27 protein-coding genes and 1 riboswitch are annotated in these 20,581 nt (G+C 45.8%); of the genes, 14 read left to right on the forward strand and 13 right to left on the reverse strand.

Going from position 1 to position 20,581, the window contains the following annotated elements; all coding sequences use genetic code 11:
- Positions 1-92: 92 nt before the first annotated feature.
- The gene (locus ACT6R0_RS13775) at positions 93-1,166 is read right to left on the reverse strand and encodes a YncE family protein (protein ID WP_444654245.1); all 1,074 of its coding nucleotides are present in this window, start codon (positions 1,164-1,166) and stop codon (positions 93-95) included.
- Between the two features lie 6 nt (positions 1,167-1,172).
- On the reverse strand, positions 1,173-3,002 hold the full coding sequence (locus tag ACT6R0_RS13780) for a TonB-dependent receptor plug domain-containing protein (protein WP_444654244.1): 1,830 nt from the start codon (positions 3,000-3,002) through the stop codon (positions 1,173-1,175).
- A 31-nt stretch (positions 3,003-3,033) separates the two neighbouring features.
- Positions 3,034-3,244: riboswitch (cobalamin riboswitch) on the reverse strand.
- Positions 3,245-3,366: 122 nt separating this feature from the next.
- On the opposite strand from ACT6R0_RS13780, the gene ACT6R0_RS13785 reads away from it, so the two are divergent.
- The 6 genes from ACT6R0_RS13785 to ACT6R0_RS13810 all read left to right on the forward strand — a co-directional run bounded on the left by ACT6R0_RS13785 (position 3,367) and on the right by ACT6R0_RS13810 (position 7,588).
- Positions 3,367-4,512 carry an ABC transporter substrate-binding protein gene (locus ACT6R0_RS13785; protein ID WP_444654243.1) on the forward strand — a complete coding sequence of 382 codons (1,146 nt, stop codon included), beginning with the start codon at positions 3,367-3,369 and terminating at the stop codon, positions 4,510-4,512.
- Complete coding sequence (locus ACT6R0_RS13790; protein WP_444654242.1) at positions 4,512-5,546, forward strand: FecCD family ABC transporter permease; 1,035 nt, start codon at positions 4,512-4,514, stop codon at positions 5,544-5,546. Before ACT6R0_RS13785 ends, ACT6R0_RS13790 begins: the two co-directional genes overlap by 1 nt.
- Positions 5,546-6,331 (forward strand): ABC transporter ATP-binding protein, encoded by a 786-nt coding sequence (locus ACT6R0_RS13795; protein ID WP_444654241.1) that lies wholly within the window; start codon positions 5,546-5,548, stop codon positions 6,329-6,331. Before ACT6R0_RS13790 ends, ACT6R0_RS13795 begins: the two co-directional genes overlap by 1 nt.
- A 77-nt stretch (positions 6,332-6,408) precedes the next feature.
- Positions 6,409-6,666: a hypothetical protein gene (locus ACT6R0_RS13800; RefSeq protein ID WP_444654240.1), complete on the forward strand. Its 258-nt coding sequence runs from the start codon at positions 6,409-6,411 to the stop codon at positions 6,664-6,666.
- Position 6,667: 1 nt separating this feature from the next.
- The gene (locus ACT6R0_RS13805) at positions 6,668-7,171 is read left to right on the forward strand and encodes a hypothetical protein (protein ID WP_444654239.1); all 504 of its coding nucleotides are present in this window, start codon (positions 6,668-6,670) and stop codon (positions 7,169-7,171) included.
- 15 nt (positions 7,172-7,186) lie between these two features.
- On the forward strand, positions 7,187-7,588 hold the full coding sequence (locus ACT6R0_RS13810; RefSeq protein WP_444654238.1) for a hypothetical protein: 402 nt from the start codon (positions 7,187-7,189) through the stop codon (positions 7,586-7,588).
- A 104-nt stretch (positions 7,589-7,692) separates the two neighbouring features.
- On the opposite strand, the gene ACT6R0_RS13815 is transcribed toward ACT6R0_RS13810, so the two are convergent.
- Positions 7,693-8,232, reverse strand: coding sequence for a YceI family protein (locus ACT6R0_RS13815; RefSeq protein WP_444654237.1), 540 nt, complete (start codon positions 8,230-8,232; stop codon positions 7,693-7,695).
- 273 nt (positions 8,233-8,505) lie between these two features.
- Here ACT6R0_RS13815 and ACT6R0_RS13820 point away from each other — a divergent pair, with 273 nt between their 5' ends.
- On the forward strand, positions 8,506-8,694 hold the full coding sequence (locus ACT6R0_RS13820) for a hypothetical protein (RefSeq protein ID WP_444654236.1): 189 nt from the start codon (positions 8,506-8,508) through the stop codon (positions 8,692-8,694).
- An 18-nt stretch (positions 8,695-8,712) separates the two neighbouring features.
- On the forward strand, positions 8,713-9,237 hold the full coding sequence (locus tag ACT6R0_RS13825) for a hypothetical protein (RefSeq protein WP_444654235.1): 525 nt from the start codon (positions 8,713-8,715) through the stop codon (positions 9,235-9,237).
- A gap of 112 nt (positions 9,238-9,349) precedes the next feature.
- Here ACT6R0_RS13825 and ACT6R0_RS13830 read toward each other — a convergent pair whose 3' ends face one another.
- The 7 genes from ACT6R0_RS13830 to ACT6R0_RS13860 are packed head-to-tail and all read right to left on the reverse strand — an operon-like array spanning position 9,350 to position 12,472.
- Positions 9,350-9,787 (reverse strand): DUF6526 family protein, encoded by a 438-nt coding sequence (locus ACT6R0_RS13830; protein ID WP_444654233.1) that lies wholly within the window; start codon positions 9,785-9,787, stop codon positions 9,350-9,352.
- Between the two features lie 19 nt (positions 9,788-9,806).
- Positions 9,807-9,935 (reverse strand): YdeI/OmpD-associated family protein, encoded by a 129-nt coding sequence (locus ACT6R0_RS13835; protein WP_444654232.1) that lies wholly within the window; start codon positions 9,933-9,935, stop codon positions 9,807-9,809.
- Entirely contained in the window at positions 9,932-10,366 is a 435-nt protein-coding gene (locus ACT6R0_RS13840) for a YdeI/OmpD-associated family protein (protein ID WP_444654231.1), read from the reverse strand. Before ACT6R0_RS13840 ends, ACT6R0_RS13835 begins: the two co-directional genes overlap by 4 nt.
- 53 nt (positions 10,367-10,419) lie before the next feature.
- Entirely contained in the window at positions 10,420-11,109 is a 690-nt protein-coding gene (locus ACT6R0_RS13845) for an HAD family hydrolase (protein ID WP_444654230.1), read from the reverse strand.
- Positions 11,110-11,135: 26 nt separating this feature from the next.
- Positions 11,136-11,600, reverse strand: a complete 465-nt coding sequence (locus tag ACT6R0_RS13850; RefSeq protein WP_444654229.1) for a GNAT family N-acetyltransferase — start codon at positions 11,598-11,600, stop codon at positions 11,136-11,138.
- On the reverse strand, positions 11,537-11,908 hold the full coding sequence (locus ACT6R0_RS13855; protein ID WP_444654228.1) for a nuclear transport factor 2 family protein: 372 nt from the start codon (positions 11,906-11,908) through the stop codon (positions 11,537-11,539). Before ACT6R0_RS13855 ends, ACT6R0_RS13850 begins: the two co-directional genes overlap by 64 nt.
- A 3-nt stretch (positions 11,909-11,911) precedes the next feature.
- Entirely contained in the window at positions 11,912-12,472 is a 561-nt protein-coding gene (locus ACT6R0_RS13860) for a putative glycolipid-binding domain-containing protein (protein ID WP_444654227.1), read from the reverse strand.
- 163 nt (positions 12,473-12,635) lie between these two features.
- Between ACT6R0_RS13860 and ACT6R0_RS13865 the strand changes: the two genes are divergently transcribed.
- On the forward strand, positions 12,636-13,130 hold the full coding sequence (locus tag ACT6R0_RS13865; protein WP_444654225.1) for a hypothetical protein: 495 nt from the start codon (positions 12,636-12,638) through the stop codon (positions 13,128-13,130).
- A gap of 47 nt (positions 13,131-13,177) precedes the next feature.
- Here the strand turns inward: ACT6R0_RS13865 and ACT6R0_RS13870 are convergent, their stop codons facing one another.
- The 3 genes from ACT6R0_RS13870 to ACT6R0_RS13880 form a co-directional block, all read right to left on the reverse strand.
- On the reverse strand, positions 13,178-14,200 hold the full coding sequence (locus ACT6R0_RS13870; protein ID WP_444654224.1) for a S41 family peptidase: 1,023 nt from the start codon (positions 14,198-14,200) through the stop codon (positions 13,178-13,180).
- Positions 14,201-14,358: 158 nt separating this feature from the next.
- On the reverse strand, positions 14,359-15,423 hold the full coding sequence (locus ACT6R0_RS13875; RefSeq protein ID WP_444654222.1) for a hypothetical protein: 1,065 nt from the start codon (positions 15,421-15,423) through the stop codon (positions 14,359-14,361).
- Positions 15,424-15,528: 105 nt separating this feature from the next.
- A complete protein-coding gene (locus ACT6R0_RS13880) occupies positions 15,529-16,224 on the reverse strand; it encodes a hypothetical protein (protein ID WP_444654221.1) in 696 nt (231 codons plus the stop codon).
- Between the two features lie 259 nt (positions 16,225-16,483).
- Between ACT6R0_RS13880 and ACT6R0_RS13885 the strand changes: the two genes are divergently transcribed.
- From ACT6R0_RS13885 to ACT6R0_RS13905, 5 genes are all read left to right on the forward strand, one after another.
- Positions 16,484-17,182: a TlpA family protein disulfide reductase gene (locus tag ACT6R0_RS13885; protein ID WP_444654220.1), complete on the forward strand. Its 699-nt coding sequence runs from the start codon at positions 16,484-16,486 to the stop codon at positions 17,180-17,182.
- 119 nt (positions 17,183-17,301) lie between these two features.
- Positions 17,302-18,300 carry a tetratricopeptide repeat protein gene (locus tag ACT6R0_RS13890; RefSeq protein WP_444654219.1) on the forward strand — a complete coding sequence of 333 codons (999 nt, stop codon included), beginning with the start codon at positions 17,302-17,304 and terminating at the stop codon, positions 18,298-18,300.
- A 25-nt stretch (positions 18,301-18,325) separates the two neighbouring features.
- The gene (locus ACT6R0_RS13895; protein ID WP_444654218.1) at positions 18,326-18,805 is read left to right on the forward strand and encodes a hypothetical protein; all 480 of its coding nucleotides are present in this window, start codon (positions 18,326-18,328) and stop codon (positions 18,803-18,805) included.
- A gap of 18 nt (positions 18,806-18,823) precedes the next feature.
- Complete coding sequence (locus tag ACT6R0_RS13900) at positions 18,824-19,639, forward strand: hypothetical protein (protein WP_444654217.1); 816 nt, start codon at positions 18,824-18,826, stop codon at positions 19,637-19,639.
- Between the two features lie 7 nt (positions 19,640-19,646).
- Entirely contained in the window at positions 19,647-20,579 is a 933-nt protein-coding gene (locus ACT6R0_RS13905; RefSeq protein ID WP_444654216.1) for a hypothetical protein, read from the forward strand.
- The last annotated feature ends 2 nt before the right edge of the window (positions 20,580-20,581 follow it).

Genomic DNA, 20,581 nt, shown 5'->3' on the forward strand with positions numbered 1-20,581 from the left:
ACTCTTTTGGAGAAGGATCGGGGTGAGGTCAAAAAAAAGAGGTTGCCTTTTCAGGCAACCTCTTTTTCATTTATGATAATTGATGATCGAACTTAATCGTTGAAGTAAAATCCTGCCGGAGTTATTCCCACTGTAAAGGTATTTTGAAGCGCTCCTGCCAGCGAGTATACATATACTTTGCCGTTTGAGTTGAAGTCGGTAGCGTCACCTACATAAATGTGGTTTTCTTCCACAGCAAAGGCCGATACGCCATAAACGCCCTGTTCAGTTGTTGTGAATAGTGGTGCTGATGGAAGTGTAGTAGCGTTTTTAGCCATAGTATAAATATCCGAACCTTCGGTAAAATAGATCTTGTCGTCCTCGATCACAAGGTTAGAAGGGTGGCTTGTGCCTGTAAAAGGCAATGTAGAAGTTACCGTATTATTAGACAGGTTGATCACCACAAGGCTGCCCGGTGTTTCAGCCGTTGGCGCCCATGACGGCTTTCCTTCGCACATAACGTAAAGCTTGCCATCTTCCTCTTCCATCATGTTAGGCACATCGCCTACAGCGATAGTAGTAATAACGGCGTTAGATGACCCGTTGATCACCGTAATGCTATTTCCGTAGCCGTAACCACCTTTGTGCGAAACGTAAAGCTTGCCATCTTCTTCAAGTATGCGCTCCGGGCCTTCAGTTACAGCGATCTCAGAAGTTACTGCATTAGTAGAAAGGTTAATCACAGCAACATAGTCATCGGTTTCAACACCGCCATCACCCCAATTGGTAACGAATGCTTTGTTATTGTGAATGGCAATATACCTTGGGTTATCCAGCCCCTGGTTGATAGTGCCTACGTGAGCGAAAGTATAACGGTTTACGATCTCGATCTTGTTTGAAAAATTCAGGACAATATAAGCCAGGTCACCTTTAAAGGCGATGTCCTGAGCAGTATCGCCAAGTATGTGGCCGGGATTGACCGCTGCGAAAATATTGTTCTCAAGCACCAGATCATCGGAAAGGAAAGAAACGGTAGAGTTGCCCTGCCCGAAATTGCCCTGGTTGATGATGAGCATACCATTGTCATAAGCTCCTGATGGCGTATTGCTGTCAGAATCGTCGTCGCTACAGGACACGAAAAGAAGCGAGCCTGCGATCGCTGTAAGGATTAGTTTGTTGATCTTCATTGTATATTAAAATTTAAAATTAAGGTACATATTATAGTAGCGTCCCGGCATTGGACGCATGATCACGTTTTGATATTCTTCGTTCCAAAGATTGTTCACCTGTGCACCAAGGGCAAGGCCCGACAATAGTTTGAGATCATATTCGGCTCCAATGCCCGAAACATTATAAGCATCAAGGTCGTACGCATTATCAGAGCTCGTAAAAACCTCGCCATTGAACATGTGGCGGTAATATCCGGAAAAGCCTTTATACCCATAAGCCAGTGATGCTGTTGCCTTATGCAGCGGCACATAAATAAGCTGCTCGGTCTTGCCATCCTCGCGCGATGTGGTATAGGCATACGTACCGTTGAACTCCAACTGCCCTACGCCAATTTTCTTCTTCCAGTTCAGGATGGATTCAAGGCCGTAAGTGTTCACCTTATCTACATTTTCGGGCCTCCAGATCCCTCCTGTTGAGGGCACCCAACGCAGCATATCCTGCAGTTTGATGTAATAGCCTGTAACAGTAAAAGTGAGATCATCAAAATGGAACACATTGCCAAGTTCCGCCTGGTACGAGCTTTCCGGATCCAGGTTGGGATTTCCTGTACCCTGCCAGTACAGGTCATTAAAAGTGGGTATCCTGAAATTGCGGGAGGCGTTTAGTTTAATAGTGTAAAAAGAAGCAGCTTCAATAGCTGTACCTGCCGAGAACAGCAACGGGCTTTGGTAGGCATTGGTGATCTCCTTGCGGATGCCCAGTTCGTAGTGTATTTTCTGTGCCAGCTGATGCTTCATCAAAAGGCTGCCCGAACCGATGTTCCTCTTTTCAGATACGATGTCGGAGCCTTCACCATCATTTTGGGTATAGTCTACAATGGCATTGAGCTTTATATTATCCGAAACATCATAAGCCAGATCATATTTACCTATGAATGTTTTCACCTTGCCATCAGTGTGATTTTCCTTCTCATGGTTTTCGTAATACAGGTATTCCTCCTGGAGGTAAGCGGCCTTAACCCGTGAGGTAAACCGGTTGTAGTAGCCCGTCCATTCCAGCAAATTACGGGTATTCGTATCATCGTACTTGCTCCGCGAAGGTGCTGCCAATGTGCCCGAAAAATGCCTCTCGCCATCATATGCATAGCTGTACAGCTTCAGGTAATTTTTCTCATTGATCCTGTAGGCAAAAGCGGCATTTATACTGGTGTTATAGTACTGGCCGTTCTCGTTCTTCATGTCCCAGCCCGGGTAATCGTAGTCGTTATCAGAACTGTTACGGCTGATGCTTACATCAGCACTCAGTCTCTCATTTGATGCCTTCAGGTTGTAATTGGCCCCGAACGTATTGAAGCTGCCATAGTCCATGCGCAATTCATTCCGAAAGGTATTGCCGAAAGTCAGTTCACTATCTAAGTGGATGCTGCCGCCAATGGCACTGCTGCCGTAAATGACGCTCCCCCCTCCTGCCCTCACGGTAACAGTGTTGAAGTAGCGGGCATTGATAATATTGAAATCCGTTTGCCCGTTTAATTGTGAATTGATATTAATGCCGTTCCAAATTACGGCCGTTTGCTGCGCTGTCGTACCACGAAAGGACGGCGAAGACACCATCCCCAGCCCATTCTCCTTAAAATAGATCACAGTATTGTATTGCAACAGTGAGGTAAGCGACGACATACTTTTGCCAGTAACGGAATCGTTAAGGCTTTGGGTCGACTGCGTACCCGAAAAGTCACGCAACTGCATATCGGGAACTATAACTTCCTGCAACTGGTAAACAGTATCGTTTTGCGCCAGCATAAGGTGGCACAATAGTAATACGAACGGTAAAATGATCTTTTTATAAGCCATAAATCCCTGAACCTTTTTTCCCGAAGATCCGATATTTGTTAGGCCTAAGGCAGGTCTCCTGGCTTGCGTACTGTTGCTTACCTTCCCACTCGCCAAGGCGAGCAGTGGTTTGTAGTTAACAACAGCCTTCCGATGCTATCGGAATAAGCTTACAGTTGCGGGAACAGCCCGGGATTTTAACCCGGTTCCCTTTTAATGCGGCACGCCGAAAATGCGCCGCAACCTTAAGTTGGCGCAAAGATAGGATTTATATACAAATAAATTTTATTTTTTTAGGCGTGCCGCTTTATCGAGTACACCACGAAAAGTTTGTCGATCCGTGGCAATGAAACATTTCCCTACCTTTGCGGCAATCATCAATTTCATGAAAAAAATATTTTGCATAGCATTTCTCCTTGCCCTGGCTCTCGCCGGATGCAAAGAGGAAAATACAACGAAGGCGGCAACTGCAACCGAAAGCAAAACAGTTACCAACGCTGTAAAGCATGCCTCAGGGCTGGAAATTTACAGGCACGACGGCTACACGATAGTAAAAGTAACCCATCCATGGCCCGATGCAAAAGAGGCGTTTACCTATGTAATGCAAAAGAAGAACGGCATTGTCCCTGACAGCCTGAAAAGCCATACGATCATCCAGGTACCTATTAAAAATGTGGTAGTTACCTCCACTACCCACATTCCGTCGCTGGAAATGCTGGGAGAGGAAAACACGCTGGCAGGCTTCCCCGATATGAATTTTATTTCCTCCGAAAAAACGAGGACACGCATTGATGCCGGGAAAGTAAAGGAAGTTGGAAAGAATGAACAGCTGAATACCGAAGTATTGCTCGACCTTAATCCCGATGCGTTGGTAGGCTTCAGCATCAGCAGCCATAACAAAACGATGGACAACCTGATGCAAAGTGGCATGAAAGTACTGTACAACGGAGACTGGAACGAGCAGTCGCCGCTGGGTAAGGCGGAATGGATAAAATTCTTCGGAGCGCTGTATGACAAGGAAGCCAAAGCCGATGAACTGTTCGCACAAATTGAAAATGATTATAATGCCGCGCTTGCTTTGGTAAAAAAAGCCACAGCCAAACCCACGGTGTTTTGCGGCGCTATATTCCAAAACCAATGGTACATGCCCCAGGGCGGAAGCTGGGGGGCACTCTTCCTGAGGGATGCCGGGGCCAATTACCTATGGGCAGACAGTGAAGGGACAGGAAGCCTGAGCCTTTCGCTGGAAACGGTTCTTGACAGGGCTGAGAATGCCGATGTTTGGATCGGCCCGAGCCAGTACACGTCACTGAAAGAAATGACGGATGCCAACCCGCATTACGCACAATTCAAAGCATTCAAAAACAAGCAGGTATATTCTTCTTCGAATAAAAAAGGAAAAACGGGTGGGATCATTTACTATGAGCTTGCTAATAACAGGCCCGACTTTGTATTGAAGGACCTGATCGCGATCCTGCACCCCGAACTAATGCCGGGCTATCAACTTCAATTCTTTGAAAGGCTGAAATAATGCAAAACAAAAAGCGGAACATAGCTGTTTTTACATTGCTGGGCATTGTCCTGGTGTTCCTCTTTTTAGCCAATATCAGCCTCGGCGCGGTAAAGATACCCCTGGGCGAAGTGTTTGAAACCCTTACTGGTGGCAATGCCTCCAAGCCCGCATGGGACTATATTATACTTAATTACCGTTTTCCGAAAGCTGTTACGGCATTGCTTACAGGTATGGGGCTATCTGTAAGCGGGCTTTTGATGCAGACGCTTTTCCGCAACCCGCTTGCAGGGCCCGATGTACTCGGGCTATCCTCGGGAGCGAGTTTGGGGGTTGCTTTCGTTATCCTTGGTTCGGGGCTGTTGCCGGGCGTCATGGCAGGCTTCTTCCTTTCGCCGTATGGCGTAGTGCTTGCAGCCACATTGGGCAGTTTTTTAGTATTAATGGGCATACTTGTGGTAGCCCAGCGCCTGCGCGATACAATGGCCATACTCATTATCGGGCTGATGTTCTCCAGCTTTACAGGTGCGATCGTGGGTGTGCTTACTTATTTCAGCACCGCCGAGCAATTGCAGAAATATACATTTTGGTCCCTGGGCAGCCTGGGCAACCTGCCATGGAACACGATCCTTATAATGGGAATAGTTGTGGTTACAGGTCTTATCTTATCCGCTGTCTGCATCAAGCCATTGGATGCCTTATTGCTAGGTGAGCGTTATGCCAGAAGCCTCGGTATTAACTTTAAACGCACGCGTTTCATGATCATACTGGCAGCAAGCTTACTAACGGGATGTATAACGGCATTTGCAGGGCCAATAGCGTTTATAGGTTTGGTCGTGCCGCACATTGCCAAGCTGGCCTTCCGTACCAGCAGCCACTTAGTGCTGTTTTGGGCCACCATGCTTTCGGGGGCAATAATACTGCTGGTCTGCGATACGTTTACCCAACTGCCCGGCAGCGAAAATATATTGCCCATAAACGCGATAACATCCATCATTGGCGCGCCGATCGTAGTATGGCTGCTGATGCGAAAACAGAAAGGAGTATTCAGCTGATGGAGAACAGGAGAACCATACTGGCAACAGAAAACCTGGGCATAGGCTATGCGGGGAAAGTGATCGCTACAATTGCGAAAGGCATTGACATATATTTAAAGGAAGGCAGCCTTACCGCACTCATTGGGGCAAATGGCATTGGGAAATCGACATTGCTGCGCACATTGACCGGCATTCAGCGACCCTTATCAGGAAGCGTTTTGCTCAATGGTAAGGACCTATTCTCCTATCAGCCTAAGGAACTCGCGAAAAACCTCAGCATCGTATTGACCGAGGGCCTTCCGCCCAGCAACCTTACCGTGTTCGAGCTGGTAGCGCTGGGCAGGCAGCCGTATACCAATTGGCTGGGGTCATTGTCTGGTGAAGATCTGGCGCAGGTACAAAAAGCATTGCAGCTTACCCAGATCGGGCACCTTTCGGATAAAAAGCATCATGAGATCAGCGACGGGCAATTCCAAAAAGTTTTGATCGCACGTGCACTGGCACAGGACACACCACTCATCATTCTCGATGAGCCTACCACGCACCTTGACCTGCTGCATAAGGTAAACCTCCTGCGTTTGCTGAAAGAGCTGGCTGCCAACGCCGGAAAATGCATACTCTACTCTACACACGACCTCGACCTGGCACTCCAGATGAGCGATGAGATCATTGTAATGAATGGGAAGCTAACCATTCAGGGTACACCGCAATATCTGATCGATCAAAAGGTAATAGATACTTTGTTTGATGATCCCGACATTGTTTTTGACAGGATCAAAGGCGGATTTTTAATTCGGCCCTGACAACGTTTAACATAAGCTAAACACTTATGGGGAAGGGATCTGTTAAATTTACGTATCTAACATAAAAATGATACGTCATGGGACAATTTACAGTAAGCTATCCTGGGGATAAATCCCAGCTATTAAACAAAATAAAAAATACTGTCGGCGACAAAGGCAAAGTTGCCGGAGACGAGCAGCAGGGCAACTTTGAGGGCGAAACGCCCGTGGGCAGCTTTGCGGGCAGCTATACCATTGATGGTGACAATATCAACGTTACTATCACCAAAAAACCTTTTTTAGTGTCTACAGGCATGATAAAGGACGAGTTTGAGAAAGCCCTTAAAAAAGCCTGATATGTACCGGCTGATATTTTTATTCCTGTCGGCAGCCGCTTTGGCGCAACCGCCAAAAATGGAACTGAACCCTAACGGTTTTGACGCCATAGATGTTTCTATTCCTGCTACGCCTAACGAGAAACTCATCGAGATCACAAAGGCGTGGGCTACAAAAGCCAACCAGCGTGAAAAAGGCGCTGATGTAACTGATGTAACCGCAAATTCGCTTACGGTAAGCGCATACAAACGCGATGCCTTTTTTTACAGGGACAGGGGAGAGACCCACAGCCACAGGATACGATACAGCATGAAAATAACATTTTATGAGAACCGTTATACAGTTGCTTTTACCGTAAATGACATTTATATGGATGGCGACAAACTGGTAACCTATAAGCTTCCGGATTATTTTACGTCGGAGGGTAAATTGAAGGAGGGCTACACCGACCTTGAGCAATCTTTGGAACGAACGGTAAACGACCTTGTAACATCACACTATAACTTCATCATCAATTTCAGATAACCTAAAATAATTGCCATGAGTAACGGAGGAACAGACGATCCAAAAGACCTGGGTTCGAAAAAGATCAACGATCAGGAAAAGAAAAGCGACAGGAACGAAGGCTTTAGCGGCGATAACCTGCCGAACAATTACGACCCTTCGGCTGACAAGCTTAAAATGGAGTTGGAAAAAAATGAAGAAGGCGGTATTGAGACCGTTCAGCGCGCACGGGACGTTGATGAAAAGAATGCGCCCCACGTAAGCGATAATGATAAGACTACCCGCGATGACGGACGTGTTGTGGATAAAAGCCGCGGCACTGCCAACGAAGCCGAAGACATTGAAACTGCAGAAAACCGTGATTTCAATTCTGATACAGAAAAAGGACGTGAGCAGGCCGATGATAAGCACAGGGGAAATACCCATGTGGGCGAATAATTAAAACAGTTAGCGCCGAATTACACCAATTTCATTGATCCCTTTCCCATTGTAAATACTATAGAGTATTGGTGAAAAAATAATTGGTGTAATTCGTGGCTAAATTATTCACTATCATTAGTAAACTGGATATTGGCATGCAGCCTGATATCCTCTCCCAAAACCAGTCCCCCGGCTTCGGTCACATCGGCCGAATGGATATCAAAATCATTACGGTTGATCACACCGTTAATCTCAAACCCGGCACGGCTGATACCAAAGCCATCCTTTGCCTCGCCGCCGAAAAGCACATCAAGCACCACTTCTTTAGTAATGCCCTTTATGGTAAGAAGGCCTGTCAACTTATGTTCATCACCTTCAACATGAACGAATGACGTTGACTTAAATTCAATTTTAGGGAAAGCATCAGCATTAAAAAAGTCAGGCGACTTCAGGTGCTCATCCCTGTCACGGTTATTGGTGTCGATACTGTAAACATCAGCCTCCAGCGTAAATATTGCGTTTCCGAAATCATCATGCCGGGCCGTTACCATTGTTCCTGAGAATATCCTGAACTTCCCGGTAATGGTCGAGATCACAAGATGCCTTATTTTAAATTCCAATTCAGAGTGTGCAGGGTCTATTGTCCAGTTATTGGTCGCCATGATGTTTGTGGTTTATTTTATTCAGTATTCACCTATTAAGCTCTCACTAAATTAATTACTCAGCCTGATCTTTACATTATGTTTTGCGTGAATTGTTTGTTAAACTTATCAACCGCCGCCCGATAGCTTCATCTTAAACATCCAGAGAACACAGGGGTTTTTAAAGCATAATTTTTTGTGTGCCAGTCTTTTCGCACCAACGGCGTGTTAATTGGGAGACAATCTGGAAATGGTATCGCGAACTTTGTATCGTAACCTCAAAACAATAACGTCATGGCATCAGACAAACAGACACCGGCACCAAAATCATCAAGCGGCACACCACTGCACAAGCAGGACTCCAAAGAGTTGAAGGACAATTTTGCTGAAGCGGAAAAGGGTGCTTCCAAAAAAACCGCTGCCACTAAAACACCTCAGAAGATACAAGAGGGCAAAACGGCAGCGCATAAGAAAGAATATTAACATCCAAACTATAATACTATGCAAACAGACAACAACGATGGTCGTGACTGGAACAGCCGCGATGACCAAAACCGCAACAGGAATCATAACTCTGGCAACCCTGGTAATGAAAATGACCTACGTATGGGTAACCGTAGCAACGGCATGGACGATTGGGATACTACTGCTGAAGAGTCCCGTAATGCAGGCAGCAGAAGCAATGAAACCTGGCCTGAGGACTCCCGCAATATGAGGAGCGACAACGATGATACAAGTTGGGCAAGGGATAATAGCGATAGCGCTGAAAGCCGCGATATGAATTCCCGAACCTTTAACGAGGATGAAGAAAACTGGAAAGAAGAGCAGCGCACAGAAGGGAGCTCGTCTAATAATGGCACCAAAGGCAACGACTGGGATCATAATGACCAGATGCAGCGTGGCGCAGGGCGTGGTTTCCATGAGGAAGAGAGACGTGATGCCTCTTCCAGCGACTACTATGAAGATGACCGCCAGGACAGGGACACTCCCAACACCGGCCGCAGCAACAACGGAGATGATTTTTAAGGATCAGAGGTACGAACTCTTTTGAATTCCGAACCTGATCCATATAAGAAGAGGGATGGCAAATGCTATCCCTCTTTTGTTTTTTTTTAAAATCTCTTCCTTGAAAATAATACTACACCCTTCTGTTGTCGGCCTTCCAGTTTTGTATCGATCTCTTTATGGCATCCGCCGAAAGGTTCTCGCTAATGGCTTTTTCTGCAAGTGCTGCCAGTTCTTTATCAGGAGCAAAGCGGAGTGCGAAAAGCTGGCCTTCGGATAGTTTTTCTTCCAAAGGTTCGAGCCGTTTTCCTGTTATTACAAAATAGCGGTAGCGCAGTTCGCCTATCACTATACGGTTTTGCAATGTGAGTGCGTAATGCTGCCGAAGCATGAATGCCACCCATATAACCACCGCCGATAATGCCGTAAGGAATAGCCAAAGTGTCCGTTCAGTTTCACTGTAGTATGCCTGATATGCCGAGAAGCTCAGCATAGCCAGCATAAGTGGGTAAAAAACAAAGTGATGCGGCGGGTACCAGCGGACATGGTTTTTATACGATTGTTCTGACATAAATATTTTAAGTTTATAGTTAAGTGATCCTCTTGCCTTCTTTACTCGCAGCCAGCAGCTTTTCAAAACGAGAGCGCTGCGTTTTTTCCTGCTTTGCCGAAACTATCAGGTGGATCACGGCATTCCTGTAGGATGGCGCCTGCTTCATAAAAAATTCCCAAGCGCCATTTTCGGCCCTGAATCCTTTTCCATTTCTGCCGAAAGCTGGGCAGCCTCAGTGCGTTCGTGCGAATAAACACGTGACTTGCTTTCGGTACGTTTTTCGAATGCCGCAAGGCCGGCAGGCTGTACCAGCCCCTTCTTTTGGAGGTCGGCCATCTTATCAATATTGACAGCGCTCCAAATACTGGTGGGCTTGCGAGGGGTAAAGCGAATGGTGTAGCTTTCCTCTCCCAATGATCTGCGCACACCGTCTATCCATCCATAGCACAGCGCCTGATCTACTGACTCCGGCCAGGTCATGCTTGCCTTACCTGTACCGGTTTTGTAAAAGCCTACAAGCAATTCGGTCTTCGTTTCATGGTTCTTATCGAGCCATTTTCGAAAATCGGCAGGGGTTTTGAAAAAATGCGGTTCCATACTGTATTTTTAAGTGATACTGGAAATGACCTGCAATGAAAGGCAGATGCGGATCAGCGGTCCAGTAACGCTATTACTTCCGTAATGCTCACCATCTCCCTGAAGTTATCGTGCTCAATGGTGTGGTCTATCTGCTCGTGCGCCCATGTGGTATGGAACGGAATATGGCATGCGTGCCCTCCCATCTGCAGCACAGGCAACACATCCGACTTGAGCGAATTGCCTATCATCATGAACTCCGATGCCTGTATCTCAAGGCGCTGGAGCATCTTTGTATAGTCTGTCTGCTGCTTATCGGACATCACTTCAATATGGTGGAAATAATGCCCCAGGCCCGACTCGTGCAGTTTTTTGTGCTGGTCCTTGAGATCGCCTTTTGTAGCCACGACCAGCTTGTACTTGCCATGCAGTGCTTTTAGGGTATCCTCTACCCCACCGATCAGCTCAATGGGCTTGTCGAGCATTTCCTTACCAAAGTCCAGTATTTTTTCGATAGCCTCCACGCTAACGGTCTTTTCAGATATCTGCAGCGCGGCTTCGATCATACTGAGTATGTAGGCCTTTATGCCATAGCCGTAAATACCAAGATTAGCGATCTCTACCTTAAACAGCTCCTTGGCCACACTGTGGGCAGGCAGGTAGGCTTCCATGAGCTGGTAGAATTTCTTTTCAGTTTCCTGGAAGAACGGTTCGTTAACCCACAGGGTATCATCGGCATCGAAAGCGATAACTTTAATGTTCATAGTGCGGTTTTGTGCAAAAATAGTGGTTATTTTTTCCTATGGATAATAAATCCGTTGGCAATTTTATCAAAGCCCACTTTGGGGTAGTATTCCATCGCACCAGGGGCAGACAGTAATAGTAGCGTTACCTGTTCGCCCAATTCTTCCCTTGTGATATCGATCAGCTTTGCACCAATGCCTGATTTTTTATAATTATCGGCGACAGCCAGGTCGGATAGGTAGCAGCAATAGCAGAGGTCGGTCAGGGAGCGTGCAATTCCAACAAGCTTTTCGCCATCCCATGCCGAAACGATGAGGTTGGAGCTGCGGTACATTTTGGCAATGCGCGCCGGATCATCGACTGGGCGGTTCAGTCCGGCACTTTTATAGAGCGTAATGATGGCTTCGGTATCCGGAATAATGCCGATCTTATAAATTATTACCATAGCTACGAAACCACCTGTGTAGAATGTGCCGCTACCACCTGCATTCCCTCTCCGATCTCTTTCCATACACGTGTAAAGCGGAAAAAGCCTACCTCGGTATTCCCAAAGAATGAGCCGCTGATCTCCAACAATACCGAAACCACGGCTATATTGCCCATGGGTATTATCACCTGTTCGCTTGGATTTATTTCAAAGATCTCTACGTTGCCTGAGCGGTGTGCATCGAGGTCATCTGCCTTGGTGAACATCTGGCCTGTATGGCCTGTAAATATGAGATCTTCGGCAAGCAGGGCATCCAGCATCAGTATGTTGCTTTCTTTCATTGCTTTAATAAGGCGCTCTTCAAAAACAGCGACCATTTCACGTGTCTGCATATATTATCTTGGTTTTAGCATTTTAAAAAGATTCGGGTAATTGGTCACAAAGCCATCGGCATCAACAATTATATCTGCGGTAAAGTAGCCTCCACCATTTTCAAAGCGGTACACATTCCCTGGCATTCGCGTATATTTTTGTCGGTCGCGGCGGATGTTATTTTCAAGGATGTCAAAATATACCAGATCAAATTCGGCGCTGCTACCCTCACTAAGCTGCAGTGCATTTATGGGGAGCGAATTGGTAAAAGGGGTAAGCGAAATATCCAGAAAACGGCAACCTTGCAGTTCAGGATATGCCTTACCTAAAGTGTCTTTCCAATTACCCCGATCATCGCACTGCAAATGCCAGGAATGCTGATGGTCGCCGATGTGAAATTCGATATCTGCCTTCAGGACTTCCCAGCCCTTCGTCAGGTGCAGCACATATTCGGCATATACCGCCTTATGCGATGCCCAGCCTTCGATCTCAGAGCGTACAATGATCTCTTCACCAAGAAAATTTACAGCGCAGTGTTCCTCGGTATCGTTAGCCAGCCCCTTCCATACGATGCTTTTTTGCATGGCTTATTTTTACTGCAATTTACTAATAAACAGCTTAAAATAAGACCAACACGATGTATTAAATAAATCCTAAAAATACGGTCGCACTATGACTGTTTTGTAATTTAGGCATACTTCTTGGCATTTGCATTTAAAATGAAGTAATAACCAAATTACCTGTATTATGAAAACGATAAAACTCATACTCCCCGTAATAGCTTTTATTACCTGCACGCTTTCACAGGCACAAGTGAGCATTAATGTAAACCTTGGCAACCCTCCTGCATGGGGTCCGGCCGGTTACACTGAAACAAGGTACTATTACCTACCTGATATCTATACGTATTATGACGTTGGCACAAGGGAATACATTTACACACGCAACGGCACCTGGGTACGAACTACTGCACTGCCTGTAGCTTACCGAAACTACGACCTGTACCGTGGACATAAGGTGGTGTTAACCGAATATCGTGGCACAACGCCCTATGTATTTTACAAAACACACAAGGTAAAATATCCTAAAGGGCATAAGCATAAATACCAAAAAACGATAGGGCTGCCACCGGGGCACGCTAAGAAGGCTGCGTTTGTACATACACCATCAGGACACAAGGTAGTAGCGAAGAAGGGTAACGGATACGGCAAACATAAAGGAAAAGGGGAAAAACATAATTAAACTAAAGGGACACTGCGCTATGCAATGTCCCTTTTAATTTTCTATACTCACCTTTTCATTATCCATTGTATGGCAGCCTGCACAGCACTGTCTTTTTCGAGGTCGGTATAAGCTTCAACCCCCATAATTGTTTCATGAGGCGTTACAAATTCGGGCAGGGCTTTTTTGTTCCTGTCGCCAATGTAATGTGTGGAAATGAGGAAGTAGGTCTGGTTGTTATTAAAGGTGAAGCCCAGGGTGGAATTGGCAAAACCGCCTGTATCCCGCCCGAAGAGCCTGCTGTTTTTGCGTTGCCTGAAATTGGAAGCCACACCCTCGCCCGAGCTTGCCGTACCGGGGCCTATAAGCACCGCGACTTTGGCAGTACTCATCGAAGCTATTTTATTTTTGATGGAAGCCTGGGTAATTCCCTCCATCTGGAAATCGCCGTCCGCAAATCCCGAAGGCGCTATGGCATTCCCGTCGCGGTCGATATAATAACTCACAATACCATCCGGAAAAAACATAGCCAGCCCCGCCATCATTGGGCGAATGTTGCCTCCGGCATTAGAACGCACATCGATGATCCAGCCCTTCGGGTTGTTTTTCGACAAACCAGCCACGGCATCATACACCCAGTTGGCATATTTATCAATGTCCTCCTGCCTGCCCACCGCCATGTTCGGGATATTGACATAGGCCACGTCCCCTATCATTTTATTAAGTATCCGGGGGCCTTTCGCCCAGTTGGCCTTGAGCGAATCAGAATAGCGCGCCATAAGTTCGGTATGTGGTATCTGGAACTTTTTGTTGCCACTATAGTACCCCGCATGCTTATCACCTGTTGCTTCAAAAGCTATTACAAGTGCGTCAAATGCATCTTCGGTACTTTGGCTCCCGGCGGCTTTAGCATATACTTTCTTTTCAATTTTCTTCCAGTCGACCTTTTTGCCATACAACGAATTTTGCTTCAGGATGGTGAGGGAACTGTCAATGTATACGCGTACGGGATCGGGCAGTTTTGATGTTTGCGCGGTACAGCCAAAGCAAAGGATCGCAGCAAATAGCAAAAATAGGAGGCGGATGGGCATAGCTTATTTTTTCAACAAATATAAATAACTAACAGAATTAAAAAAGAAACCGCATTAACAGGACATTATGCGGTTTCGGTATTTCCATGAAGTATATTTTGAGCGAAGGTGCCCCTCCTGCTTAAGATACCAATAGCTATGCGGAGAGATGCCCCCCATCATCTGGTTTGCAAGTAACCTATCTTCCTCCCGTTCGCGCCTACCAATGTACCTTCAGAAGCTATGTAAATATTATCCGTTGAAGCTTTATCATCGAGCATGAGCTTGTAGTCCGGCCTGTCTGACTTTTCAAGGCTTGCAATGAGGTATACTTTATCATTGGCCACCTGCACGAGGTTGCCCTTTGTCGTTAGGTAGTATTTGCCCTTCGGGTTGGCATCAAAATGGGCGTCGGAGACCACATTTTTATTTGACGAAGCACTTGCCTGTATTTTCTGTTGGCGTGAAGTCTGCTTGTTAACCGGTTGGCTGCTTCTTGCCGCAACTGTCTGATCAATTACAGGTCGCTGTGTAGCGATTTGGCGCTGTGTGGTTACCGGCCTATTAGCTATGGATGTGTTCCGGGTAATTACAGGCTGCTGTGTTGCTATAGGGGCGATCTTGTTTTCAGCTATCACAGCAGTACTTCCAGCCTCCATGGCGCTCTTCCAGCCTGTGGCAATGTAAGCAAGGCGGTCGTTCTTGGCGGGATGCGTGTGTGAACCTTTCATTGAAGCTATCAACGCCATAGCCGATTGTGCCTCCTCCAGTGTCGCGCCCATTTTACGCAGCACGAAGCCTGAGAACTCATCAGCTTCCAGCTCGGTTCGCGGACGGCTGCCAACCTTATCGAGCGTATGCCCGTTGAGGTGGTGGCCTATCTCGTGTGCGAGTATGCTGATGGCGGCCCACTTATTCCCAGTAGCCGAGTTGATCTTATCCATAAATTCAGGATTGTACAATATGTACCGCTTGCTTTTTAAGATGACAGCTGCGGCATTGGGCACATTAGCGGCGCGCAGCTCAAAGTTGGATTTGAGGCCTATGACCGACATAATGTCCTTCACTACTTTTTCGGCAGTCTTACCGGATTCGTAGGCAGTGATATCGCCCGAAATGGTTTCGCCATAGTAGCTGCACATGGCGGTATATTTGGCCGAGCCAAAGTTTTTTTGCGCTACCGCAGGTACCATGCAGCATAAGGCTGCAATAAGGGTACAGGTTTTTATGCTAATCGTTTTCATCTGGTAAAAGGAAATAATGCAGATTCGTAAATGACTGACTCTATTTCCTGTAACGCAAAACGTTTGCCAAAAAGTATAGCGCTTAGCAATGGCAATATTTTTTAACTAAACTACCTGCGCAGAAGCGTGTTTCCTTGAAAGGTTGGATAGTGCAATGAGCCCGCCTGAAGCAAGGATAGCACCGCCAACAAATGGAAAACCGGCTCCTACCAAATCGGCCATGTTGGAAGAAAAAAGGAACGGAAAGCAAAACAGCATGCCAAAAATACCTGCACCTATTGCCGCAAAAGCGCCAAATCTTGATATGGCTTTCAGGGTGATGGTGTTTTCCCTTACCTGCTTACAGCCAATAATTTCCTGAAGTTTTGTAAGATTACGATGGGCACAGGCTTCAATCGTCCAACGACTAACCGGGACAGTACTTCTTCCCAATAGAAAATCGCGATAAAATACTGGCCAGGAACCCGGAAGGAAAATCATCCCAAACAAAAGTATGGCAAAGCATGGCAGTGTATAATTGCCGTTGCCAAGCATAAACGCCTGCATCCGTACTTCGTCTATTGGTGTCATTTTGTAGCCCAACAGCACATGTTTCAAATCATGGCTTTCAAAACCTTTTACAAGCCGCAGGCCGTGCGTGTCCAGGCAATCAGCAATTCCGCGGCCTAATGTCTCTTCAGGGAGCTTGCGCAATTCATCTGCTTTTTTTTCTAATGGGTCCATATCGCTGCATTTCGCAATAAGCCAAACCGAGAAGTTGAATGCGGTTTCTATGATCCGTGTACCAATCGTATTTTTCATTGAAATAAAGTATATGTAGGTATAGGTAAATGTATTAGAAGTATCATCCAACATATTGGTTTTCCATAATTCATTGTATATTCCAAATATATGAAAAATGGAGCCCCCTAAATTCCGTTAAGGATGTATTAAATTTAAAGAGCGATAAATCACAAGCAGTAAACATTTCATAACACACTAAAAACCAGAAAAATAATTCAACATAAACTAACAAATTAAAATAATTCACCGTAACTTTATGCTATAAATAAGTAATATCATGAAACATATATTACTAATTTTAGCGCTATACTTACTTCCACTCTCACTTTACAGCCAGGGCGACAGCATTTATTTTTCTGATGCTATCAAGATAAACTTCAAGAAATATAAAGATGCTAGCTCCCGTGCCTACCGCAAAGGCGATATTGAAAAAGGCAAATTCCTGTTTGATTCGCTCGTAGAGCACCGCCTTGAAGGCACGACTTTCGACGATTATACCTTTAAAAAATTCAGGGGCGGCAAACTGGAACTCGCTGAGGTTGACAAACCCATTATACTCATAACTTACGCTGCGTGGTGTGTACCCGCTCCCGGGGAGATACCCGCTATCAACAAGCTGGCGCAGCAATACGGGAAGGATGTGAAGTTCGTGGTGCTTTTCTGGAACCGCAGGGTGAATATGAAAAAGACAGCCCGCAAGTTTGGGAGCCGCATAACGGTTTGCTATGCGCACGAGTCCTATAAAAATGACGCGCCTATCATCGCCTCCATGAAGCACACGCTTGGCTTCCCGACCTCTTTTTATTTAGATGAGAACCTTAAAGTGGTCGATATACGTCGCGACAGCAAGCCCGTTGGGCCCAAGAAAAGCAATTACAAAAAAGGCTATGCGCTAAACTATAATTCGGTTGTAGACGGCCTGGGGCAATTGCTCATCAACCGGCAGCTGGCAAAGGAAAGGCTCGCGGGGAATTGAAGCCTCCGTTGTAAACTTCCTCAAATATCCACTACTCCTGTCATTCCAATAATATACGAAGAACAGCGTATGTTATGGCACGGATCTATGCCGCACTTTTGACTTTAAATATTTAAGTCATGAAAAAAGCACTTCTTCTCTTCCTCTTCCAGTTAACTTTCGTAGCTTTTGCGCAAATGCCACAGGCAGAATTCGAAAACATCCTTGCAATACAGCTTGGCAACGATCAGCAAAAAGCCATTTCGAGCCTTGAGGCAGCCGAAAAGAAATACCCGGGAACCGATAAAGTTTATTTTTTGCGTGGTGTTTACCAATATAGGGATGGCGATAATAACGCCGCACTAATGAGCCAGAGCAACGCGATCAAGGCAAACCCCAAATTTGCTTTGGGCTATGACGCCAGGGCTGAATTGCTGTTCATGAGGGGCATGTATGACAAGGCTATTGCCGATGCATCGCGGGCTATTGAGCTTGAACCCAATAATGTAGATTTTATAGTTAGCCGCTTCAGATCTTACCGAGCCAATAAGCAATATAAAGAAGCACTGGCAGATGCGAAACTCAGGATCAGGGTTAATCCCAAGGGCGAGTATGGCTATTATGACGCCGCCGTGGTCAGCAAAGAGGCTGATGCCAATTATAATGCTGATATCTTCTTTGAGCAGGCTTATGCGAATAAGGATATCGACCGCCACATTATAGATGTTTTATTCGGCCAGTTCATGATAAGTCAGGGAAGGTTTGACGAGGCCCGGCAAAAATATGAGACCGCCCTCGCTGCCGGTGATGACTATTTCGGAACTGAAGACCTGCACAACCTTGCCATTACCTATTATAAAACCAGGCAATATGATAAAGCCCTTTTGTACTTTAAGAAAGTAATAGCTCAAATCCCCCAAAATACAGATTTCCGAAATAATATGGCTGCTGTGTACGAAGCACAGCAAAACTGGCAGTTGTTGAAAGAGACCGCGCTTGCCAATCTGGCAATTAATTCTGAAGATCCGTGGGCCAATAAATATTATGCTATAGGGCTTGCCAACACCGGGCAGGAATCCCTGGCTAATGAGTATAATGAAAAGGCCATCAGACTCGGTAAAGAACAAAGTGAAAAATAATAAAAATAAAAATATAAACAAGATCATGAATAAACTACTGATAATTATTGCCTTAGCACTTTTTAATACCATCACGGCACAGGCGCAGAGCCCGATCATCAAAGATCTGAGGGAAGTCATTTCACAGCGGAACAGCAGCTTTAAAACCCTGCAAAAAGAACTTGTGCAGGACAATACAGAAAAGGGCATCAAAGCCTATATGGGTTCTGTAGGGGGATCATCTATATGTAATGCATTTGTTACGCAAAGCAACGGTCAAGGGAGCATGTACATTTTCCTTTTTAGCCTGGAGAATATGGATATAATGCAGACCAAAATTTTTACCGATATGGCACAACAGTATTTAAATGAGCTGAATGACATGGTGAAGACGGGGAACTATAAAGGCCGTGATTATCGCGATGGCGAAAGCCTGGTAACCGAAATTACCGACCTAAATGATAATATAGTGGTTCAATATGTAAGCAACGCTGCTGATCATATGATCATGGTACACGGTATCTAATTATAAAAGCAACATATCATGAATATCTTTAAAATTTTCAAAATGGTATTTTTCCTGTTTTTCGGAATGACACTTTGCGCGCAGGAGGAAATTAACGAAGCGTCATTCCGCAGGAACATTGATTTCCTGATGAAGGATGCTGCAACAGGTTTTCAGGTTAGCCGTGGTGAATACAAGAGCCGCGACTTTATGGGGACTCGTTATGACTGCCTGTACCGCCTGTTCGAAATGGGTGTATCAGAAATTGTCTATAACCCGGAACAGTACTATAAGCATGCCCGCGAAACGATGCCGGAGGTATATTATTTTGCCCAAGGCTTTGAGACTGATAAACCGGAAGGCGCCATATTGGCTATTAATGGCGAGCGGACCTTTGATGAGATCGCAGCCGCACAAGGCCTGAAGAAAGTTGCGAAAAAATACAAGAAAAAGGACCGTGACAACTACCGGAACATTGAATACCTGGATAAGAACGGACGCAGGGTATTGTATTTCTACAGCTCAATAAAGAACAGGATCGCCATGATCGAAGTCCATTCAGACCTGCGGCCTGCCGATCTGCCAAAATATGTGGGGTGCCTTGTGCTCTATAATGTCCAGGGACAGTCGCTGGTAAGTGCCATCGCTTTGTATGTATACGGAGACGGATTTGAAAGTGAGGCCAAGCTATACAGCAATGCGCTGTCAAAAATGACCGGGTCGGGCGCCAGCTACTATAAGCAGTATGAATTCTTTCCCGGTGGCCGTGTGCGGGATGTTGAAGCCAAGCTCGACCAGTTGGGGATAACCTACACTTCGGAACGCATTAACCCCGATGGTTATGGCATAAAATAATAGCACAATGAAAAGATCATATTATATAGTTGGCTTTTTACTGCCTCTTTCAGGGTTCGGCCAGTGCCTTTCGGGCGACTGCGTAAACGGCCACGGAAAGTTCGATTATGGATTTGCTGTATATGAAGGAGAATTTAAAGGAGGTAAAGCAAATGGGCATGGTACAATGGACTATGGCGGCGGCGATAAATTCGTAGGCCACTTTAAAGATGGCAGCGAAGACGGCGATGGTAAGCTGTACAAAAACAACATCCCCCTTGATGTGACCTATGTTAAGGGAAAGGTACAGGTGCGGACAGTTGAAAAAGCTGTTGGAAGGAATGCGCCGGAGGTAAAGGGCTGCCTGCAGGGCGACTGCTTTAACGGCTTTGGCATTGTGCAGTATGACAGCGGCAACCGATTTGAAGGAATTTTTAAAAACGGCCTTATAGGTGAGAGCGGCAAATTTATCTATAAGAATGGCGATCATTATGAAGGTAAGTTTGAAAATGAACTTAACACTGAGGGCAAGTATTACTACGCCGGCGAAAATGTAACCTACGAAGGCACTTTTTATCCCGATGGCAAACAAAGATCGGGTACATACCACTATCCCGTGAACGGATCAAAAGTTGTTGTTACCGATGGTGAGATCACGATGGTAGACAATCCCGTTGCGCGTGAACTTGACAGCCTGCAAGCAGAAAGTGAAAAACCGCGAACTTGCAGTAAATGCGCAGGTAAAGGAATGTTTGCCGGAGGGTCGTACATGCAGACCACCCAAAGCTATTATTCGATAAATTATGTGAACAGCAGCGGGAACACGGTAAGCACCAGCTCGGGTAATGTAGGCAGCCGAACCACAATGGTGAGCAGCCCGCCTACAGTTTGCACAGCATGCAAAGGAACAGGTAAGGTTTTTGGCCCCGGCGGAATTATAATTAACTCAGGAAGATATTAATA

The sequence above is a fragment of the Flavobacterium sp. genome (assembly GCF_052437795.1).
Classification (GTDB): Bacteria; Bacteroidota; Bacteroidia; order Flavobacteriales; family Flavobacteriaceae; genus Flavobacterium.

Excerpts from the sequence above, each read along its gene's own strand:
- ACT6R0_RS13905 (WP_444654216.1), top strand. The coding sequence starts at position 19,647 with ATGAAAAGATCATATTATATAGTTGGCTTTTTACTGCCTCTTTCAGGG.
- ACT6R0_RS13875 (WP_444654222.1), bottom strand. The coding sequence starts at position 15,423 with ATGAAAACGATTAGCATAAAAACCTGTACCCTTATTGCAGCCTTATGC.
- ACT6R0_RS13790 (WP_444654242.1), top strand. The coding sequence starts at position 4,512 with ATGCAAAACAAAAAGCGGAACATAGCTGTTTTTACATTGCTGGGCATT.
- ACT6R0_RS13855 (WP_444654228.1), bottom strand. The coding sequence starts at position 11,908 with ATGCAGACACGTGAAATGGTCGCTGTTTTTGAAGAGCGCCTTATTAAA.
- ACT6R0_RS13850 (WP_444654229.1), bottom strand. The coding sequence starts at position 11,600 with ATGGAAAGAGATCGGAGAGGGAATGCAGGTGGTAGCGGCACATTCTAC.
- ACT6R0_RS13890 (WP_444654219.1), top strand. The coding sequence starts at position 17,302 with ATGAAAAAAGCACTTCTTCTCTTCCTCTTCCAGTTAACTTTCGTAGCT.
- ACT6R0_RS13870 (WP_444654224.1), bottom strand. The coding sequence starts at position 14,200 with ATGCCCATCCGCCTCCTATTTTTGCTATTTGCTGCGATCCTTTGCTTT.
- ACT6R0_RS13885 (WP_444654220.1), top strand. The coding sequence starts at position 16,484 with ATGAAACATATATTACTAATTTTAGCGCTATACTTACTTCCACTCTCA.
- ACT6R0_RS13835 (WP_444654232.1), bottom strand. The coding sequence starts at position 9,935 with ATGAAGCAGGCGCCATCCTACAGGAATGCCGTGATCCACCTGATAGTT.
- ACT6R0_RS13865 (WP_444654225.1), top strand. The coding sequence starts at position 12,636 with ATGAAAACGATAAAACTCATACTCCCCGTAATAGCTTTTATTACCTGC.
- ACT6R0_RS13780 (WP_444654244.1), bottom strand. The coding sequence starts at position 3,002 with ATGGCTTATAAAAAGATCATTTTACCGTTCGTATTACTATTGTGCCAC.
- ACT6R0_RS13785 (WP_444654243.1), top strand. The coding sequence starts at position 3,367 with ATGAAAAAAATATTTTGCATAGCATTTCTCCTTGCCCTGGCTCTCGCC.
- ACT6R0_RS13880 (WP_444654221.1), bottom strand. The coding sequence starts at position 16,224 with ATGAAAAATACGATTGGTACACGGATCATAGAAACCGCATTCAACTTC.
- ACT6R0_RS13845 (WP_444654230.1), bottom strand. The coding sequence starts at position 11,109 with ATGAACATTAAAGTTATCGCTTTCGATGCCGATGATACCCTGTGGGTT.
- ACT6R0_RS13900 (WP_444654217.1), top strand. The coding sequence starts at position 18,824 with ATGAATATCTTTAAAATTTTCAAAATGGTATTTTTCCTGTTTTTCGGA.
- ACT6R0_RS13825 (WP_444654235.1), top strand. The coding sequence starts at position 8,713 with ATGCAAACAGACAACAACGATGGTCGTGACTGGAACAGCCGCGATGAC.
- ACT6R0_RS13805 (WP_444654239.1), top strand. The coding sequence starts at position 6,668 with ATGTACCGGCTGATATTTTTATTCCTGTCGGCAGCCGCTTTGGCGCAA.
- ACT6R0_RS13810 (WP_444654238.1), top strand. The coding sequence starts at position 7,187 with ATGAGTAACGGAGGAACAGACGATCCAAAAGACCTGGGTTCGAAAAAG.
- ACT6R0_RS13820 (WP_444654236.1), top strand. The coding sequence starts at position 8,506 with ATGGCATCAGACAAACAGACACCGGCACCAAAATCATCAAGCGGCACA.
- ACT6R0_RS13775 (WP_444654245.1), bottom strand. The coding sequence starts at position 1,166 with ATGAAGATCAACAAACTAATCCTTACAGCGATCGCAGGCTCGCTTCTT.
- ACT6R0_RS13830 (WP_444654233.1), bottom strand. The coding sequence starts at position 9,787 with ATGTCAGAACAATCGTATAAAAACCATGTCCGCTGGTACCCGCCGCAT.
- ACT6R0_RS13840 (WP_444654231.1), bottom strand. The coding sequence starts at position 10,366 with ATGGAACCGCATTTTTTCAAAACCCCTGCCGATTTTCGAAAATGGCTC.
- ACT6R0_RS13815 (WP_444654237.1), bottom strand. The coding sequence starts at position 8,232 with ATGGCGACCAATAACTGGACAATAGACCCTGCACACTCTGAATTGGAA.
- ACT6R0_RS13795 (WP_444654241.1), top strand. The coding sequence starts at position 5,546 with ATGGAGAACAGGAGAACCATACTGGCAACAGAAAACCTGGGCATAGGC.
- ACT6R0_RS13860 (WP_444654227.1), bottom strand. The coding sequence starts at position 12,472 with ATGCAAAAAAGCATCGTATGGAAGGGGCTGGCTAACGATACCGAGGAA.
- ACT6R0_RS13800 (WP_444654240.1), top strand. The coding sequence starts at position 6,409 with ATGGGACAATTTACAGTAAGCTATCCTGGGGATAAATCCCAGCTATTA.
- ACT6R0_RS13895 (WP_444654218.1), top strand. The coding sequence starts at position 18,326 with ATGAATAAACTACTGATAATTATTGCCTTAGCACTTTTTAATACCATC.